Genomic DNA, 18,455 nt, shown 5'->3' on the forward strand with positions numbered 1-18,455 from the left:
CGCCGGGCAATCCTCCGCCGGCCACGCCTCCGCCGGGCACGAGCACGCCGAGCACGTGCCCGCAGCCGGCCCGCTCGGCGACTCCGCCGGCCAGCCGTGGAAGGGCCGCCACTTCGAGTCGCACGGCAGCGAGTCCGACGACGGGTCCGCGCCCGAACAGCTCACCACCGCTATCGAGCGCTTCCGTGCGGGCGAGGCGACCCAGGCCGACGTGGTCGACGCCCTGCGAGGCGTGCGTCTGCTCGTGCCGCTCGTGGCGCACGCCGGCGACGAGGGAGTGACGGATGCCGGGCTCCGCGTCGACAAGACGCAGGAACTCTCGCTCGTGACGCTCAACGGCCCTGACGGGCGGCGCGTGCTGCCCGCGTTCACCTCGGTCGAGGCGCTCGGCGTCTGGAACCCGAAGGCCCGCCCCATTCCGGTGGCCGCGCGCCGGGCCGCGCTCGCGGCCGCCGCCGAGCACACCGAGATCATCGTGCTCGACCCGGCATCGCCCACCGAGTTCGTGCTGCGCCGACCGGCCGTCTGGGCGCTGGCGCAAGACATCCCGTGGCAGCCCTCGTTCGGCGACCCCGAGGTGCTCGACGCCTTCGAGCGGTCGATCGTGCACGAGGCATCCGTCGCCGGTGTGCGTCTCGTGCCGGGCGACCCCGCAGCGCTGCTGCGCGGCAACGAGGTGGTCGCGGTGCTCGCTCTCGAACCGGGCCTCGATCAGGCCGCGCTCGACGCCCTGCTCGGCCGCATCCAGCGGTCATGGGCACAGAACCCCGTCATCGCCGAACGGGTCGACTCGATCTCGGTGCGCCTCGCGGCGGTCAGCTGACCGGGCCGGTGTACTTCTCGCCCGGGCCCTCGCCGATCGGGTCCTGGATGGGCGACGCCTCGCGGAACGCCAGCTGCAACGAGCGCAGGCCGTCGCGCAGGCTGCGGGCGTGCTGGTCGCCGAGGAACGGCGCGGATGCCGTCACGAGGCCCGCGAGGGCGGTGATGAGCTTGCGCGCCTCATCGAGATCGGTCTGCACGTCGGGGTCGTCGGCGAGCCCGCACTTGACGGCGGCCGCGCTCATGAGGTGCACTGCCGTGGTGGTGATGACCTCGATCGCGGGCACTTCGGCGATGTCGCGGATCGCATCCGACTCGGTGTATTCGCTCACGGCGAGAGTTCCTAACTATTCCGGTCGAGTCTCTGATAGACTCTCTGCGGCTCTGAGACCGATGGCCTCAGACTCGAAAGTGGAGAATCTCCCACCCGCGCAAACCGCTTCATCAGGTTACCGGGTCGATTACACTCCCCGTGCCGAACCAACGCACGGAGCTAGGGTGCGATTTGTAATGATGTGTGGTGCGGGCGACCGCAGCGCACACATGGGATTCCTGTGCTTTCGTCACCAGTCACGAAACTAAGGAGTAACGCATCAGCGATCCCCGTACAAACGACCGTATTCGAGTCCCCGAGGTGCGCCTCGTGGGTCCGGGCGGCGAGCAGGTCGGCGTCGTCAGCATCGACGTCGCCCTTCGGCTTGCCCAGGAAGCAGATCTCGACCTCGTCGAGGTCGCGCCCAATTCCAAGCCCCCGGTCGCGAAGATCATGGACTACGGAAAGTTCAAGTACGAAGCCGCGCAGAAGGCGAAAGAAGCCCGTCGCAACCAGGCGAACACCATCCTCAAAGAGGTGCGGTTCCGTCTGAAGATCGACGTGCACGACTACGAGACCAAGCGCAAGCGTGCCGAGGGATTCCTCAAGGCCGGCGACAAGGTCAAGGCGATGATCCTCTTCCGCGGTCGCGAGCAGTCGCGTCCCGATCAGGGCGTGCGCCTGCTGCAGAGATTTGCCGAAGATGTCTCGGAGTTCGGTTCGGTCGAATCGAGCCCCACCATCGACGGACGCAACATGGTCATGGTCATTGGCCCGTTGAAGAACAAGGCCGAGGCGAAAGCCGAAGCCAATGCGAAGCGCGACGCTTCGCGGGCACGGGCTCACGAGCCCGCGTCGACCGCAACCGATTCCGCGCCCGAGGCCGACGGCACCCCGTCGGCACCGGCCGAGAACTAAGCCAGCAACACACAAGGAGAACCCATGCCCAAGATGAAGACCCACTCCGGGTCCAAGAAGCGTTTCAAGGTCACCGGCAGCGGCAAGATCATGAAGCAGCAGGCCGGAATGCGCCACAACCTGGAGGTCAAGGCTCCTGGGCGCAAGGCTCGTCTGAACAAAGACCAGGTGCTGTCGAAGGCAGACACCAAGGTCGCCAAGAAGCTTCTCGGCCTGTAGTCACCGACTGCTGCCCGACCTGAGACCGAATAGGAATAAAGAACAATGGCAAGAGTCAAGAGGGCCGTCAACGCCCACAAGAAGCGTCGCGTCATCCTCGAGCGCGCCGAGGGCTACCGCGGTCAGCGGTCGCGCCTCTACCGCAAGGCGAAGGAGCAGGTCACCCACTCCCTCGTCTACTCCTACCGTGACCGCCGTGCGCGCAAGGGCGACTTCCGCCGCCTCTGGATCCAGCGCATCAACGCGGCCTCGCGTGCGAACGGCCTGACCTACAACCGCCTCATCCAGGGCCTCGGCCTTGCGGGCATCGAGGTCGACCGCCGTATCCTGGCCGAACTGGCCGTCAACGAGCCGGCGACCTTCACCGCCCTCGTCGAGAGCGCCAAGGCAGCCCTTCCGGCCGACACCTCGGCACCGAAGAGCGCCGCGTAATCACAATCGCCACAACTGAAGAGAGCGCCAATGCTTGACAATCCGCGATCACCGCGCGTTCGGGCAGTGGCGAAACTCGCCAAGAAGGGAGCCCGGTCCGAGACCGGGCTCTTTCTCTTGGAGGGGCCGCAGGCCGTCTCCGAGGCCCTGACCTTCAGCCCCCACCTGCTGGTCGAGCTGTTCGCGACCCCGACGGCACTCGAGCGCTACGCCGACATCGCCCAGGCGGCGGCGGATGCCGAGGTCGAGGTGGAATTCGTGACCGAACAGGTTCTCGACGCCATGGCCGACACGGTCACACCTCAGGGCTTCGTGGCCGTCTGCCGCCAGTTCCCCACCGCGGTGAAAGACATCTTCGCGGCCGGTCCACGGCTCATTGCCGTACTCGAAGAAGTGCGTGACCCGGGCAACGCAGGCACCATCATCAGAGCAGCGGATGCCGCGGGGGCCGACGCCGTCATCCTGACCGGTCGCTCGGTCGACCTGTACAACCCGAAAGTCGTTCGCTCCACGACGGGCTCGCTGTTCCACCTCCCCGTCGCCATGGAGGCGACGCTGCTCGACGTGGTCGAGCGCGCCCGTGCCGCCGGCCTGCAGACCCTGGCCGCCGACATCAAGGGCGACGACCTGCTCGACGTGCGCACCGCGGGGCTGCTCGCCGCCCCCACCGCCTGGGTCTTCGGCAACGAGGCCCGTGGCCTCCCCGACGAATACCTCGGCCTCGTCGACCGTGCCGTCTCGCTGCCGATCTACGGCCAGGCCGAGTCGCTTAACCTGGCGACCGCGGCATCCGTCTGTCTCTACGAAAGCGCCTTCGCCCTGCGCTCCTGACCCGCCGCCTCACGGCGACTCAGCGTGTTTCGCTTCGGTCACGGTCTGCAATTACTCATTGTCGTCCCCTGAACGGGTGTGATTGGGTGATGCCCATGGACGCCCACACCGCCCCCGTTCGAGGCACTGCGGGTCAAGCCGATCCCCTCGTCGTCATCGACCACGTCGACAAGCACTTCGGTGAACTCCATGTGCTGAAAGACATCGACACCACGGTCGCCCGGGGCGAGGTGGTCGTGGTCATCGGCCCGAGCGGCTCGGGCAAGTCGACGCTCTGCCGGGCGATCAACCGGCTCGAGACCATCGATTCCGGCACCATCACCATCGACGGCACGCCGCTGCCGAGCGAGGGGCGTGAGCTCGCGACGCTGCGGGCCGATGTCGGAATGGTGTTCCAGGCCTTCAACCTGTTCGCCCACAAGACGGTGCTCGAGAACGTGACTCTCGCTCCGATGAGGGTGCGCAAACTCTCACGCAAAGAGGCCGAGAAGCGCGGCATGCAACTTCTCGAGCGCGTCGGCGTCGCCGATCAGGCCTCCAAGCTGCCGGCGCAGCTCTCCGGGGGTCAGCAGCAGCGCGTGGCCATCGCCCGCTCGCTCGCGATGAACCCGAAGGTCATCCTGCTCGACGAGCCGACCAGCGCCCTCGACCCCGAGATGATCAACGAGGTGCTCGACGTGATGGTGGGGCTCGCCAAAGACGGCATGACCATGGTCGTCGTCACGCACGAGATGGGCTTCGCCCGCAAGGCCGCCGATCGCGTGATCTTCATGGCCGACGGGCGCATCGAAGAAGAGGCGACGCCGGAACAGTTCTTCTCGAACCCGCGGTCTCCGAGAGCGAAAGACTTCCTCTCCAAAATCCTCGCCCACTAGGCACAACCCCATCACGAGAGGAACGAACCATGAAGCACACGAAGCTTTCATTCTTCGCACTGGCGGCCGCGACCGCCGTCGTCCTGACGGCCTGCGCAGGAACGTCCGACGAACCGGCGGCCACGCCCGAGCCGGTGGCCGACTTCCCGGCCGACTCCACCATGGCCAGCATCTCCGAGGCCGGCGAGATCACCATCGGCACCAAGTTCGACCAGCCCCTCTTCGGTCTGGTGGGGCCCGACGGCACGCCGGAGGGCTTCGACGTCGAGATCGGCACGATCATCGCGGGCAAGCTCGGCATCTCGCCCGAGAACATCAAATGGGTCGAGACCGTGTCGGCCAACCGTGAACCGTTCATCCAGAACGGCGACGTCGACATCGTGGTGGCGACCTACACCATCAACGACAAGCGCAAAGAGGTCATCTCGTTCGCCGGGCCTTACTACGTCGCGGGCCAGTCCATCCTGACCCTGGCCGACAACGACGACATCACGAGCGAGGACGACCTCGTCGGGCAGCCCGTCTGCTCGGTGACCGGGTCGACCCCCGCGGCCAACCTCGAGACGCTCGGCGCCGAGGTCGTGCTCACCGACACCTACACGAACTGCCTCGAGCCCCTGCGCACCGGCCAGGTCGTGGCGGTCTCGACCGACAACGTCATCCTCGCCGGGCTCGCGGCCCAGAACGAGGGGGAGTTCAAGGTCGTCGGCGATCCGTTCACCGAGGAGCCTTACGGCATCGGGCTGGCGAAAGACGACACCGAGTTCCGCGACTTCATCAACGACACCCTCGAGGAGGCCTACGACGACGGCAGCTACGAGGCCGCGTGGGAGAAGACCGCGGGCCAGGTGCTGCCCTTCGTCGACCCGCCGGCCGTCGACCGGTACTGAGCGCGCGGGGGAGCCGGTGTGAACGTCGTCATCGACAACCTGCCCAGTTATCTCGAAGGCTTCGGCCAGACGCTGTCGCTGCTCGTGATCGCGGGCCTCGCGGCACTCGTCGTGGGCACGGTGGTCGCGGTGATGCGCATCTCGCCGGTGCCGTCGCTCAGCGGTTTCGCCGCCGTCTACACCGAGCTCCTCCGCAACACCCCGCTCACCCTGGTGCTGTTCTTCTGCGCGATCATCCTGCCCTACCTCGGTTCCGAGCTGCCCTACTTCTGGTGCGCCGTGATCGGGCTGACCGCCTACACCTCGCCGTTCGTCGCCGAGGCGCTGCGGTCGGGCGTGAACGGCGTGCCGGTGGGGCAGGCCGAGGCGGCGCGCAGCCTGGGGCTCGGCTTCGGCCAGACCGTGGGTGTCGTCATCCTGCCGCAGGCCTTCCGCATGGTGATCCCGCCCCTCATCAACGTCATGATCGCCCTGACCAAGAACACCTCGGTGGCCGGAGCCTTCTTCGTCGCCGAGTTGTTCGGCGTGGGCCGCACGCTCGCCAACGCGAACGGCAACGCCGTCGTGGCGGTGCTGCTGGCCGTCGCCACCTTCTACCTGCTGATCACCATCCCGCTCGGCATCCTCGCCGGGCGGCTCGAGAAGAGATTCGCGGTGCAACGATGAGCGCGTCCGTTCTGTTCGACGCCCCGGGGCCGAAGGCCCGGCGCCGCTCGCGCATCGCCTCGGTGATCGTGCTGCTCGCCGTGCTCGCCGGTCTCGCCTGGATCGTCATCACCCTCGCCCAGCCGCGCGAATCCGGCGGCATCACGCTGCCGGGCTACTTCGACTGGAGCCGCTGGGAGAAGCCCGTCACCGATCCCGAATTCTGGGGCGCGGTCGGCCGGGGCCTGCTGAACACCCTGCAGGCCGCAGCGCTCGGCTCGATCATCGCGCTCGCCATCGGCATGCTCTTCGTGCTGCTGCGCACGTCGTCGCTCGCGGTCGTGCGCATCCCGGCCACGTTGGTGCTCGAGTTCTTTCGCGGCATGCCGGTGCTGCTGCTCATGCTCTTCATCCTGCTGGTCGGGTCGACCGGAGCGTTCTGGGCCGTGGTCATCGGCCTCGGCCTCTACAACGGCGCCATCATCGGCGAAGCCCTGCGGGCCGGGGTCGTGTCACTGCCGAGGGGCCAGCGTGAGGCCGGGCTCAGTCTCGGGCTCACCCCGCTGCAGACCCGGTTGCGCATCGAGTTCCCGCAGGCGTTCCGGCAGATGCTGCCGATCATCGTGGCCCAGCTGGTCGTGCTGCTGAAAGACACCAGCCTCGGCTACATCGTGGGCTACCCCGAGCTCATCCGCACCACCATGAACAACCTGGCGAGCTTCTACGGCAACCGCTACCTGCTCACACTCTTCTTCGTGACGCTCGCCATCTACCTGGCGGTCAACCTGAGCCTGTCGTGGCTGGCCCGCCGTCTGGCCCGGCGCCGTTCGAGCCGCGCCGGAGGCCCGGCGGCACTGGTGACGGATGGGGCGGCGACGGGCGCCGCCGTTCTCGTCGCCGGCATCGGGGGCGCCGGCCTGATCCGGAACCCCGAAGACGCCACCACGGAATAGCGGCCGCCCTGAGCGGTCGGGGCGACCGCGAGAGGCAGCCGACGTGAAGAAGCTAAACTTGTGACTCGTGTCTGAACCCATCGCGATTACCGAGTCGACGGTGAGCGCGGCCGTCGACGCCGCGCTCGCAGCCCTCGCCGACGCCACCGACTCCGCCACTCTGCGTGCCGTGCGCACGCAGCACGCGGGCGAGCACTCGGTGCTCGCCACGCTCAACGCGCAGATCAAGTCGTTGCCGGGCGACCAGAGGGCCGCCGCCGGCAAGCTCGTCGGGCAGGCCCGAGCCCGCGTGAACCAGGCGATCGCCGCACGCGAGACCGAGGTGATCGAGCTCGAAGAGGCTCAGCGCCTCGCCGACGAGGCGGTGGATGTCACCGCAGTGCCCACCCGCCGGCGCATCGGTGCGCGGCACCCGCTGTCGTTGCTGCAGGAGCGCATCGCCGACATCTTCGTGGGCATGGGCTGGGAGGTGGCCGAAGGCCCCGAGGTCGAGAGCGAATGGTTCAACTTCGACGCCCTCAACTTCGACGCCGACCACCCCGCGCGCGCGATGCAGGACACCTTCTTCATCGACCCGCCCGAGTCGCACCTCGTGCTGCGCACGCACACGAGCCCGGTGCAGGTGCGCAGCCTTCTCGAGCGCGAACTGCCGGTCTACGTCATCGCTCCCGGCCGGGTCTACCGCACCGACGAGCTCGACGCCACGCACACCCCCGTGTTCAGCCAGGTCGAGGGCATCGCTATCGACAAGGGCCTCACCATGGCGCACCTGCGCGGAACGCTCGAGCACTTCGCCCGGCAGATGTTCGGCGAGGGCGCGAAGATCCGCCTGCGCCCGAACTACTTCCCGTTCACCGAGCCGAGCGCCGAGATGGACGTCTGGCAGCCGAACGCCAAGGGCGGCGCGCGCTGGGTGGAGTGGGGCGGCTGCGGCATGGTGAACCCCAACGTGCTGCGCTCGGCGGGCATCGACCCCGACGAGTTCTCGGGCTTCGCGTTCGGCATGGGCATCGAGCGCACCCTGCAGTTCCGCAACGACCTCAACGACATGCGTGACATGGTCGAGGGCGATGTTCGTTTCTCTCAGCAGTTCGGGATGGTGGTCTAGTCATGCGGGTGCCGATCAGTTGGCTCGCGGAGTACGTCGATCTTCCGGCGGGGGCGTCGATCGACGACATCCATGCCGCCCTCGTGAAGGTGGGGCTCGAAGAAGAGGGGTCGCACGACTTCGATCTCTCCGGCCCGATCGTCGTGGGCCAGGTGCTCGAGTTCGTCGAGGAGCCGCAGTCCAACGGCAAGACCATCCGCTGGTGCCAGGTGCGGGTCGCGCCCGAGGGCGAGCTCGCGGCCGACGGTGGTGCCGACGTGCACGGCATCGTCTGCGGTGCGCGCAACTTCTTCATCGGTGACAAGGTGGTCGTCACGCTGCCCGGCGCCGTGCTGCCCGGCGGCTTCGCGATCGCCGCGCGCAAGACCTACGGCCACCTCTCCGACGGCATGATCGCGTCGGCGCGCGAGCTCGGTCTCGGCGACGACCACGACGGCATCCTGCGCCTGTCGACCCTGGGACTCGATCCCGAGGTGGGAACGGATGCGATCCGCCTGCTGGGCCTCGACGACGCGGCCGTCGAGGTCAACGTCACACCCGATCGCGGCTACGCGTTCTCGATCCGCGGCATCGCCCGGGAGTACTCGCACTCGACGGGCGCCGCGTTCCGCGACCCGGTCGAGCGGGTCAGCCCGGTTGTGGGCGCCGGGTTCCCCGTCACCATCCTCGACGAGGCCCCGATCCGGGGTCGCGTCGGCGCGACCGTCTTCATCACCCGCGTGGTGCGGAACGTCGACCCCACGGTGCCGTCGCCCGCCTGGCTGATCGCGCGGTTGAAGCTCGCCGGCATCCGGTCGATCTCGCTCGTCGTCGACATCACCAACTACGTCATGCTCGAATTCGGCCAGCCGATCCACGGCTACGACCTCGATGCGCTCCAGGGCGGCATCGTGGTGCGAAGGGCGACAGCGGGCGAGACCCTCGAGACCCTCGACGGGCAAACCCGCGCTCTCGACCCCGAAGACCTCGTGATCGCCGACGACCGCGGCGCCATCGGCCTGGCCGGCGTGATGGGCGGCGCGGCGACCGAGATCGGATCGGGCACCACGAACGTGCTCGTCGAGGCCGCGAACTTCGACCCCGTGTCGATCGCGCGCACCGCAAGGCGCCACAAGCTGCCGAGCGAGGCCTCGCGGCGGTTCGAGCGCGGCGTCGATCCGCTGGTCGCCGAGCCCGCGGCCGCCCGCGTGGTCGAGCTGCTCGAGACCCTCGCCGGGGGAGTCGCCGACCCGCTCGGTTCGCGCCACCACGAGCATCCCGAGCTCGGCTCTGTGCTCGTGCCGTTCGGCTACGTCTCCGGCCTCATCGGGGTCGACTTCACCGACGACGAGATCTCGCGATCGCTCGTCGAGATCGGCGCCACGGTCGACGAGACCGAGGCCGGACTCCTCGTCACGCCGCCGTCGTGGCGGCCCGACCTCATCGACAAGGCGTCGCTCGCCGAGGAGGTCGCCCGCATCGTCGGCTACGACCGCATCCCGAGCGTGCTGCCCGTCGCGCCCCCGGGCCGCGGGCTCACCACCACGCAGGTCACCAGGCGCCGCACCGCCGACGTGCTGGCCGCCGGCGGCCTGGTCGAGGTGCTCGCCTACCCGTTCGTGAGCGCCACGCAGAACGCGCTGTTCGGCAGCCCCGATGACACCGAAGTGCCCGCGGTGCGAGTGGCCAACCCGCTCGACTCCGAGGCGGCACTGCTGCGCACGTCGCTCCTGCCTGGGCTCATCGACATCGCCCGCCGCAACCTGTCGCGCGGTCTCACCGACCTCGCGTTGTTCGAGATCGGGCTGGTCTTCCGCCCCGAGCCCGGCCGCCGCTACGGCCAGGACACCCTGCCGGTGGGCGCGGCCCTGCCGAGCACCGACGACCTCGCGGGGCTCCACGACGGCATCCCGCCCCAGCCCCGGCACGTGGGCGTGCTCGTGCTCGGCAACTCCGTCGACAAGCAGCCGGGCCAGCCCGCCGTCGCCGCCGGCATCGCCGACGTGCTCGACGTCGTGCACCTGCTCGAGTCGGCGCTCGCCGTCGCGCTGCGGGTCGACCCCGGCCGGCACAAGTCTCTGCACCCGGGTCGCACGGCGCGGCTGTTCGTCGAGACCGCGTCGGGCGAGGTCGCCGTCGGCTGGGCCGGCGAGGTGCTTCCGGCGCTCACCCACGAACTCGACCTGCCCCGCGTGGTGGGGGTGGCCGAGCTCGACCTCGACGTGCTGATGGCTGCCGCCGGCTCCACCATCGAGGTGGCGCCGATCAGCGGCTACCCGGCGGCCACGCAAGACCTCTCGCTCGTGGTGGCCGACTCGGTCGCGGCCGGCGACGTCGAGCGCGCGGTCGCCGAGGGCGCGGGTGACCTGCTCGAGAACATCCGTCTCGTCGACGACTACCGCGGCGCCGGGGTTCCGGATGCCGCCAAGTCACTGACCTTCGCCCTCCGCTTCCGCGCACCCGACCGCACCCTCACGGCGGCCGAGGCGAGCGGGGCCAAACTCTCCGGTGCCGCCCGGGCCGCCGAGCGGTTCTCGGCCACGGTGCGGGAGTAGAGACCACACCGACGGGGCCGGAATTCGGCCCCTCCCGATACGGCTAGATTGGATTCATGGTCTATTCAGTCGCGATCGCGGGTGCCAGCGGGTACGCGGGCGGCGAAGTGCTGCGCCTCTTGGCGGGGCATCCGGACTTCGAGGTGCGCACCGTCACGGCGCACTCGAACGCCGGTGAGCTGCTGACCACCACCCAGCCGCACCTGCGCTCCTATGCCGGGATGGTGCTGCAGGAGACCACCGCCGACGTGCTGCGCGGGCACGACGTCGTCTTTCTCGCGCTGCCGCACGGCAAGTCGGGGGCGCTCGCCGACGAGCTCGGCGACGGCAGCCTCGTGGTCGACTGCGGAGCCGATCACCGGCTCACCAGTGAAGCCGCCTGGCAGCAGTTCTACCGCTCCGACTACCACGGCTCGTGGCCCTACGGCCTGCCCGAGCTCGTGCTCGCCGACGGCGGAAAGCAACGCCAGAACCTCGCCGGAGTCAACCGCATCGCGGTGCCCGGCTGCAACGTCACGGCGGTCAGCCTCGCGCTGGCCCCCGGAATCCAGGCCGGCGTCATCCAGCCCGCCGACCTCGTGACCGTTCTGGCGGTCGGCCCCTCGGGCGCCGGCAAGACGCTCCGCACCGACCTGCTCGCGAGTGAACTGCTCGGCTCGGCCCACGCCTACGGTGTCGGGGGAGTGCACCGCCACGTTCCCGAGATCATCCAGAACCTCACCGGCGCCGGGGGCGAGGGCGTCTCGGTGTCGTTCACCCCGGTGCTCGTGCCGATGGCCCGCGGCATCCTCGCCACCTCGACCGCCCGGCTGCAGCCCGGAGTGAGCGCCGCCGACGTGCGGTCGGCCTGGCAGCTGGCCTACGCCGACGAGCCGTTCGTGCAGCTGCTGCCCGAGGGCTCGTTCCCCAAGGTCAGCGACACCATCGGCGCCAACACGGCCCTGATCGGTCTAGCCGTCGACGAGGCGGCCGAGCGCGTCGTGACGGTCGTCGCCCTCGACAACCTGGTCAAGGGAACCGCCGGCGCCGCCATCCAGTCCACCAACATCGCCCTCGGCCTCGCCGAGCACACCGGTCTCTCTCCGAACGGAGTCGCCCCGTGAGCGTCACCCGCCCCGCAGGATTCACGGCGTCCGGCGTCGTCGCCGGCCTGAAGTCGACGGGCGCGCTCGACCTCGCCCTCGTGGTGAACACCGGGCCGCGCACGAGCGCCGCCGCCGTGTTCACGTCGAACCGCGCGAAGGCGAACCCCGTGCTCTGGTCGGAGCAGGTCATCCGCGACGGCGCCGTCTCGGCCGTCATCCTCAACTCCGGCGGCGCGAACTGCTTCACCGGCTCGTTCGGGTTCCAGACCACGCACGCCACCGCCGAGGCCGTCGCCGCCGCGCTCGAGATCTCGGCCTCCGACGTGCTGGTCTGCTCGACCGGCCTCATCGGCACCGGTGACCAGACCTTCCGCGACGCCATCCTCGATCACGTGCCGGCCACGGTCAGCGCTCTCTCCCGCGACGGAGGGCCGGATGCCGCGGCCGCCATCATGACCACCGACACGCACCCCAAGCAGGCCGTCGCCGAGTCGCCGGCCGGCTGGTCGATCGGTGGCATGGCCAAGGGAGCCGGCATGCTCGCGCCGGGGCTCGCCACAATGCTCGTCGTCATCACCACCGACGCCGACCTCGACCCCGCCACCCTCGATCGCGCACTGCGGTCCGCCACCCGTGTCACCTTCGACCGCATCGACTCCGACGGCTGCATGTCGACCAACGACACGGTCACGCTGCTCGCCTCAGGGGCCTCCGGTGTCGCCGCCGACGAGACGGAGTTCACCGAGGCGCTCACGGCACTCTGCCTCGATCTGTCGCGGCAGCTGCAGGCCGACGCCGAGGGCGCGAGCCACGACATCGCCATCGAGGTGGTGAACGCCGCCTCCGAAGATGACGCCGTGGTCGTGGGCCGCGCGGTCTCGCGCAGCAACCTGCTCAAGGCCGCCATCTTCGGCAACGACCCCAACTGGGGCCGCGTGCTTGCTGCCCTCGGCACCACGGATGCGGTCTTCGACCCCTACGAGATCGACGTCTCGATGAACGGCGTGATGGTCTGCCGTCGCGGCGAGCCGTTCGAGAGCCGCGACCTGGTCGACCTGACGCCGCGCGCCACCACGATCCTGATCGACCTCAAGTCGGGCGCATCGGCGGCCACCATCCTCACCAACGACCTCACGCACGACTACGTGCACGAGAACAGCGCCTACGCCAGCTGATGCCCGAATTCGCCTCCCCTGATGCCGCCGGCGCCGAACTGGCGCACGTCAAAGCCGACACCCTGATCGAGTCGCTGCCCTGGCTCAAGCGCTTCCACGGCCAGATCATCGTCGTCAAATTCGGCGGCAACGCCATGGTCGACCCCGATCTGCAGCGCACCTTCGCCGAAGACATCGTCTATCTGCGCTACGCGGGCATCAAGCCGGTCGTCGTGCACGGCGGCGGCCCGCAGATCTCGAAGATGCTCGACCGGCTCGGCATCCAGAGCGAGTTCCGCGGCGGCTACCGGGTCACGAGCCCCGAGGCGATGGACGTCGTGCGCATGGTGCTCACCGGCCAGATCAGCCGCGACATCGTCAGCCACATCAATGAGCACGGGCCACTCGCGGCCGCGCTCTCGGGCGAAGACGCGGGCCTGTTCGAGGGCCAGAAGCGCGGTGTCGAGATCGACGGCGAGGTGGTCGACCTGGGGCTCGTCGGCGACGTCGTGGGCGTGAACCCCGAGGGCGTCGTCGCCCAGCTCGACGCCGGCCGCATCCCGGTCGTCTCGTCCGTCGCGCCCGACATCGACGAACCGGGCCAGGTGCTGAACGTCAACGCGGATGCCGCCGCCGCAGCGCTGGCCGTGGCTCTCGGGGCCGCGAAGCTCGTCATCCTCACCGATGTCGCGGGTCTCTACAGCGATTGGCCCAACCGCGACTCCCTGGTCTCGGTGATCGAGGCCGAAGAGCTGCGTTCGCTGCTGCCCTCGCTCGAATCGGGCATGATCCCGAAGATGGCGGCCTGCCTCGAGGCCGTCGACGGCGGCGTGGCGAAGGCGGCCATCATCGACGGCCGCGAGCCGCATTCCATCCTGCTCGAAGTATTCACCCAGGGCGGTGTCGGCACCGAGGTCGTGCCGGCGCTCGCCCACTGAAACCGGAGGCCGCGTTGTCAGGCGTCGAGACCGAGACCGAGTGGCAGAGTCGATTCGACTCCTCCTTGATGCGCACCATGGGCATGCCATTGCGTCTGCTCGTGCGCGGCGAAGGCGCCTACGTCTGGGACGACCAGGGCAATCGATACCTCGACTTCCTCGCCGGCATCGCCGTCAACTCGCTCGGCCACGCGCATCCGGTGTTCGTCGAGGCCGTGGCCCGTCAGGCGGCCACCCTCGCGCACGTGTCGAACTACTTCTCCACCCCGCCCCAGCTCGAGCTCGCCGAGCGGCTCAAGCGCATCACGGGCGCCGGCCCCGTCGGCCGGGCCTACTTCTGCAACTCCGGCGCCGAGGCCAACGAGGCCGCGTTCAAGCTCGCCCGCCTCAACTCGAGCCCGACCCGCTCCACGATCGTGGCCCTCAACAACGCCTTCCACGGCCGCACGATGGGCTCGCTCGCGCTCACGGGCAAGCCCGCCATGCGCGAGCCGTTCGAGCCGATGCCCGGGGGAGTGGTGCACATCGACACCACGATCGAGGCCCTCGAGGCCACGATCGACGACAGCATCAGCGCCCTCTTCGTCGAGCCGATCAAGGGCGAGGCCGGCGTGCTCGAACTGCCCGAGGGCTACCTCAAGCGCGCGCGGGAGCTGACCGAGCAGCACGGCGTGCTGTTGATCCTCGACGAGATCCAGACGGGCGTCGGCCGCACCGGCGCGTGGTTCTCCTACATGAACTCGGGCGTGGTTCCGGATGCCGTCACGGTGGCGAAGGGCATGGCCGGAGGTTTCCCGATCGGCTCGCTCGTCACCTTCGGCTGGGCCTCCGACCTCTTCTCCCGCGGCCAGCACGGCAGCACCTTCGGCGGCAACCCGCTCGCCACGGCCACCGCGAACGCCGTGCTCGGCGAGATCGAGTCGGCCGGGCTGATCGAGAACGCCGCCCGACGGGGCGAGCAGCTGCGCGCGGTCATCGCGGGCCTCGAGTCGCCGCTGGTGGCCGACATCCGGGGTCAGGGGCTCTTGATCGGCGTCGGTCTCAGCGAGCCGGTCGCCGGCCGCCTCTCCGACGCGGCGCTCGCGAACGGGCTCATCATCAACGCGCCCAACGACTCGAGCCTGCGCATCGCGCCTCCGCTCATCATCGGCGACGACGAGGTGCGCGAGTTCGGTCTGCGCCTGCGCCTGGCGTTCGACGCGGTCGAGGGCTCGTGACCGCCGCTATCCTGATTCTTTCGACACCGATCTCTTAGGCGAACCATGACCCGGCACTTCCTCCGCGACGACGACATCTCACCCGCCGAGCAGACGGCCATCCTCGACCTCGCGGTCGAGTTGAAGAAGGACCGCTTCCAGACGAAGCCGCTGGCCGGCCCGCAGACCGTGGCGGTCATCTTCGACAAGTCGTCCACCCGCACGCGGGTGTCGTTCGCGGTCGGCATCGCCGACCTGGGCGGCATCCCGCTCATCATCAGCACCGCGTCGAGCCAGCTCGGCGGCAAGGAGACCGCGAGCGACACCGCTCGTGTGCTCGAGCGGCAGGTCGCAGCCATCGTCTGGCGCACCTACGCCCAGTCGGGGCTCGAAGAGATGGCGGAGGGCACCCGGGTGCCGGTGGTCAACGCCCTCTCCGACGACTTCCACCCGTGTCAGCTGCTCGCCGACTTCCTCACCATCCGAGAGCACCGGGGCGCGTTGGCCGGGCTCACGGTCGCGTTCCTCGGCGACGGCGCGAGCAACATGGCGCAGTCCTACCTGCTGGCGGGCGCGACGGCGGGCATGAACGTGCGGGTGGCGAGCCCGGCCGAGTACTCTCCCGCCGCCTCCGTGGTGGCCGATGCAGCCGCGCGAGCCGCGGAGACGGGCGGGTCGGTCACCGTGGTCACCGACCCCGCGGCGGCCGCCGCCGGCGCCGATGTCATCGTCACCGACACATGGGTGTCGATGGGCAAAGAAGACGAGAAAGCCGAGCGGGTGAAGACCTTCGGGGGCTACCAGGTCGACCAGGCCCTGATGGCCCGGGCGAAGCCGGATGCGCTGTTCCTGCACTGCCTGCCGGCCGACCGCGGCTATGAGGTCGAGGCCTCGGTGATCGACGGCCCGCAGAGCGTGATCTGGGACGAAGCGGAGAACCGCCTGCACGCCCAGAAGGCGCTGTTGGTGTGGCTGTTCGAGCAGAACGCCGAAGGAGCGGCCGCATGACCGACGACGCCGCGAACCGCGCCGGCGAGGCCGGGTCCCTCTGGGGCGGCCGGTTCTCGGGCGGACCGGCGCCGGAACTCGCCGAGCTGAGTCGCTCCACGCACTTCGACTGGCAGCTGGCCCAGTACGACATCGCGGGTTCGCGCGCCCACGCCCGCGCACTGGCCAGGGCCGGGTACCTCACGGCGGCCGAACTGACCGCCATGCTCGAGGCGCTCGACGGGCTCAGCGCGGCCGTCGACAGCGGCGAGTTCGCGCCGCTGCCGACCGACGAAGACGTGCACTCGGCCCTCGAACGCGGGCTGATCGAGTTCGCGGGCGCCGAGATCGGCGGCAAGCTGCGCGCCGGGCGCAGCCGCAACGACCAGATCGCCACCTTCGTGCGCATGCTGCTGCGCGACCACGCGGTCACCCTCACCCGGCTCGTCGTCGACCTCATCGATGCCACCGCGTCGCAGGCCGACGCGAACTTCGACGCGATCCTGCCGGGCCGCACCCACCTGCAGCACGCCCAGCCGGTGCTGCTGGCCCATCAGCTGCTGGCGCACTGCTGGCCGCTCGTGCGCGACCTCGAGCGTCTGCGCGACTGGGACGTGCGGGCCAACGCCTCGCCCTACGGCTCGGGCGCGCTCGCGGGCAACACGCTCGGCCTCGACGCCGAGTTCGTGGCGCACGACCTCGGCTTCCGGCACGGCGTCGAGAACTCGATCGACGGCACGGCCTCACGCGACGTGGTCGCGGAGTTCGCCTACATCACGGCGCAAATCGGCATCGACCTCTCCCGGTTCGCCGAGGAGATCATCATCTGGAACACGAAGGAGTTCGGCTTCGTCACCCTCTCCGACTCGTACTCCACCGGCTCGTCGATCATGCCGCAGAAGAAGAACCCCGACATCGCCGAGCTCGCCCGGGGCAAGGCCGGTCGCCTGATCGGCAATCTCACCGGCCTGCTGGCGACGCTCAAGGGGCTGCCGCTGGCCTACAACCGCGATCTGCAGGAGGACAAGGAGCCGGTCTTCGACTCCATCAAGACCCTCGAGATTCTGCTGCCGGCCTTCACCGGCATGGTGGCGACCCTCACCTTCCACACCGATCGCATGGCCGAGCTCGCCCCCCAGGGATTCTCGCTGGCGACGGATGTCGCGGAGTGGCTCGTGAAGCAGCACGTCACGTTCCGCGACGCCCACGAGATCACCGGCACCCTGGTGAAGTTCGCCGAAGACCACGACCTCGACCTCGATCAGCTGACCGACGAGCAGTTCGCGTCGATCTCCGAGCACCTCACCCCCGACGTGCGCACGGTGCTGACCATCGAAGGCTCGGTCGCGAGCCGCGACGGATCGGGCGGCACCGCCGGTGTCCGCGTGCGCGAACAGTTGGCGGCACTGACCGAACGCGTGCGCGCATTGGTCTCGCAGGCCGGCCGACTCCCCGAAGGAACCCCATGAGCGACAAGAAGCCTCCGAGATCCGACCGCGACCCGGGTGACCCGGGCTTCTGGCGGCGCCCGCTGCCCAACCGTGTGGTGTGGCTCATCATCGCCCTCGCCGCCGTCGTGCTGGCCGCGGGCATCGTCGTGAGCCTCTCGCTCGGTGTGCGCCTGTTCTGACGGACTGGCCTGAGACGACGGATGCCGCGATGATCGACCTCTCCGCCTCCGCGCTCGAGGTGGCTCCGCTGCTGCTCGGCGCCGTGCTCACGCACGACTCGCCGGCCGGGGCGGTCTCGGTGCGCATCACCGAGGTGGAGGCCTACGTGGGCGAGGGCGTCGACCCCGGATCGCACGCGTTCCGCGGCCGCACCAAGCGTAACGCGGTGATGTTCGGCCCGGCGGGCCACCTGTACACCTACTTCACCTACGGCATGCACGTGTGCGCCAACGTCGTCTGCTCACCGGTCGGCGAGGCATCCGCGGTGCTGCTGCGGGCCGGTGAAGTGGTCGGGGGAGTGGAGCTCGCGCGGCAACGACGGGCCACCGCCAAGAGCGATCGTGATCTCGCCCGGGGCCCCGCCCTCCTGGTGCGCGCTCTCGGCATCGCGATGACGGATGACGGCGCATCGCTTTCCGAGCCGCCGTTCTCGCTCGAGTTCCCCGCGAGCCCGGCCGGCGACATCGGCTCCAGCCTGCGCACGGGAGTGAGCGGCGACGGCGGCCGCCCGCCGTTCCGGTGGCGCTATTTCCTGGAAGGTGAGCCGACGGTTTCGCCCTACAAGAAGCATCCGAAGCTCTGACCGCTCGGCACGACACGCCCGGGCTGCAGCATGATTTGCGGGGTCCGAAACATGCACGTAATCTTCTAACTCGTCACCCCACAGGTGCGGCAAGCGGAAGAGCTGGCCGGCCTCAAGCGGGACACAATCCCATCGCCTTTCACAGGTCTTTCTCCTTGAGAGAAGTCCCTCGTGAGGCGTACGATTGAAACCTCCATTCCTCGGAATCGTGAGTGTCGATTTGACAGTCTCGGTGAGGATGGTAGGGTTGTGAAGTTGCCCAGTGGGCTGGTCGTGAGGCTGGTGGCTGGTGCGTCCGATCC

At 69.2% G+C, this 18,455-nt stretch carries 20 protein-coding genes; 19 read left to right on the top strand and 1 reads right to left on the bottom strand.

Features of this window, described 5'->3' with window-relative positions; genetic code table 11:
- Positions 1 to 55: 55 nt before the first annotated feature.
- Positions 56 to 823 carry an SseB family protein gene (locus tag N1032_RS05385; protein WP_259538000.1) on the top strand — a complete coding sequence of 256 codons (768 nt, stop codon included), beginning with the start codon at positions 56 to 58 and terminating at the stop codon, positions 821 to 823.
- On the opposite strand, the gene N1032_RS05390 is transcribed toward N1032_RS05385, so the two are convergent.
- Positions 816 to 1,154: a DUF1844 domain-containing protein gene (locus N1032_RS05390; protein ID WP_259537913.1), complete on the bottom strand. Its 339-nt coding sequence runs from the start codon at positions 1,152 to 1,154 to the stop codon at positions 816 to 818. The two genes, N1032_RS05385 and N1032_RS05390, sit on opposite strands and share 8 nt — an antisense overlap.
- Positions 1,155 to 1,456: 302 nt before the next feature.
- Here N1032_RS05390 and infC point away from each other — a divergent pair, with 302 nt between their 5' ends.
- From infC to N1032_RS05480, 18 genes are all read left to right on the top strand, one after another.
- The gene (gene infC, locus N1032_RS05395; RefSeq protein WP_407933001.1) at positions 1,457 to 2,053 is read left to right on the top strand and encodes a translation initiation factor IF-3; all 597 of its coding nucleotides are present in this window, start codon (positions 1,457 to 1,459) and stop codon (positions 2,051 to 2,053) included.
- 24 nt (positions 2,054 to 2,077) lie between these two features.
- Positions 2,078 to 2,272: a 50S ribosomal protein L35 gene (rpmI, locus tag N1032_RS05400; RefSeq protein WP_092556969.1), complete on the top strand. Its 195-nt coding sequence runs from the start codon at positions 2,078 to 2,080 to the stop codon at positions 2,270 to 2,272.
- A 45-nt stretch (positions 2,273 to 2,317) separates the two neighbouring features.
- A complete protein-coding gene (rplT, locus tag N1032_RS05405) occupies positions 2,318 to 2,704 on the top strand; it encodes a 50S ribosomal protein L20 (protein WP_259537914.1) in 387 nt (128 codons plus the stop codon).
- A 30-nt stretch (positions 2,705 to 2,734) separates the two neighbouring features.
- Positions 2,735 to 3,535 carry a TrmH family RNA methyltransferase gene (locus tag N1032_RS05410; protein WP_259537915.1) on the top strand — a complete coding sequence of 267 codons (801 nt, stop codon included), beginning with the start codon at positions 2,735 to 2,737 and terminating at the stop codon, positions 3,533 to 3,535.
- Positions 3,536 to 3,624: 89 nt separating this feature from the next.
- On the top strand, positions 3,625 to 4,410 hold the full coding sequence (locus N1032_RS05415; protein ID WP_407933002.1) for an amino acid ABC transporter ATP-binding protein: 786 nt from the start codon (positions 3,625 to 3,627) through the stop codon (positions 4,408 to 4,410).
- 29 nt (positions 4,411 to 4,439) lie between these two features.
- A complete protein-coding gene (locus N1032_RS05420) occupies positions 4,440 to 5,300 on the top strand; it encodes a glutamate ABC transporter substrate-binding protein (RefSeq protein ID WP_259537918.1) in 861 nt (286 codons plus the stop codon).
- 18 nt (positions 5,301 to 5,318) lie between these two features.
- Entirely contained in the window at positions 5,319 to 5,966 is a 648-nt protein-coding gene (locus N1032_RS05425; RefSeq protein WP_259537919.1) for an amino acid ABC transporter permease, read from the top strand.
- Positions 5,963 to 6,898 (top strand): amino acid ABC transporter permease, encoded by a 936-nt coding sequence (locus N1032_RS05430; RefSeq protein WP_259537920.1) that lies wholly within the window; start codon positions 5,963 to 5,965, stop codon positions 6,896 to 6,898. The genes N1032_RS05425 and N1032_RS05430 overlap by 4 nt, the downstream gene beginning before the upstream one ends.
- 67 nt (positions 6,899 to 6,965) lie before the next feature.
- Positions 6,966 to 8,006 carry a phenylalanine--tRNA ligase subunit alpha gene (pheS, locus tag N1032_RS05435; protein ID WP_259537921.1) on the top strand — a complete coding sequence of 347 codons (1,041 nt, stop codon included), beginning with the start codon at positions 6,966 to 6,968 and terminating at the stop codon, positions 8,004 to 8,006.
- Between the two features lie 2 nt (positions 8,007 to 8,008).
- Entirely contained in the window at positions 8,009 to 10,540 is a 2,532-nt protein-coding gene (pheT, locus tag N1032_RS05440) for a phenylalanine--tRNA ligase subunit beta (RefSeq protein WP_259537922.1), read from the top strand.
- A 56-nt stretch (positions 10,541 to 10,596) separates the two neighbouring features.
- Positions 10,597 to 11,643 carry an N-acetyl-gamma-glutamyl-phosphate reductase gene (gene argC / locus N1032_RS05445; protein WP_259537923.1) on the top strand — a complete coding sequence of 349 codons (1,047 nt, stop codon included), beginning with the start codon at positions 10,597 to 10,599 and terminating at the stop codon, positions 11,641 to 11,643.
- Positions 11,640 to 12,800, top strand: coding sequence for a bifunctional glutamate N-acetyltransferase/amino-acid acetyltransferase ArgJ (argJ, locus tag N1032_RS05450; RefSeq protein WP_259537924.1), 1,161 nt, complete (start codon positions 11,640 to 11,642; stop codon positions 12,798 to 12,800). Before argC ends, argJ begins: the two co-directional genes overlap by 4 nt.
- A complete protein-coding gene (gene argB, locus N1032_RS05455; protein WP_259537925.1) occupies positions 12,800 to 13,717 on the top strand; it encodes an acetylglutamate kinase in 918 nt (305 codons plus the stop codon). Before argJ ends, argB begins: the two co-directional genes overlap by 1 nt.
- A 14-nt stretch (positions 13,718 to 13,731) precedes the next feature.
- Positions 13,732 to 14,934 (top strand): acetylornithine transaminase, encoded by a 1,203-nt coding sequence (locus N1032_RS05460; RefSeq protein ID WP_259537926.1) that lies wholly within the window; start codon positions 13,732 to 13,734, stop codon positions 14,932 to 14,934.
- Between the two features lie 45 nt (positions 14,935 to 14,979).
- Positions 14,980 to 15,921, top strand: a complete 942-nt coding sequence (gene argF, locus N1032_RS05465; protein ID WP_259537928.1) for an ornithine carbamoyltransferase — start codon at positions 14,980 to 14,982, stop codon at positions 15,919 to 15,921.
- On the top strand, positions 15,918 to 17,369 hold the full coding sequence (argH, locus tag N1032_RS05470; RefSeq protein WP_259537929.1) for an argininosuccinate lyase: 1,452 nt from the start codon (positions 15,918 to 15,920) through the stop codon (positions 17,367 to 17,369). Before argF ends, argH begins: the two co-directional genes overlap by 4 nt.
- Complete coding sequence (locus N1032_RS05475; RefSeq protein WP_259537930.1) at positions 17,366 to 17,530, top strand: hypothetical protein; 165 nt, start codon at positions 17,366 to 17,368, stop codon at positions 17,528 to 17,530. Before argH ends, N1032_RS05475 begins: the two co-directional genes overlap by 4 nt.
- Positions 17,531 to 17,559: 29 nt before the next feature.
- Positions 17,560 to 18,153, top strand: a complete 594-nt coding sequence (locus N1032_RS05480; RefSeq protein ID WP_259537931.1) for a DNA-3-methyladenine glycosylase — start codon at positions 17,560 to 17,562, stop codon at positions 18,151 to 18,153.
- The last annotated feature ends 302 nt before the right edge of the window (positions 18,154 to 18,455 follow it).

The sequence above is a fragment of the Herbiconiux daphne genome, from assembly GCF_024979295.1.
In the GTDB taxonomy this organism is placed as follows: domain Bacteria; phylum Actinomycetota; class Actinomycetes; order Actinomycetales; family Microbacteriaceae; genus Herbiconiux; species Herbiconiux daphnes.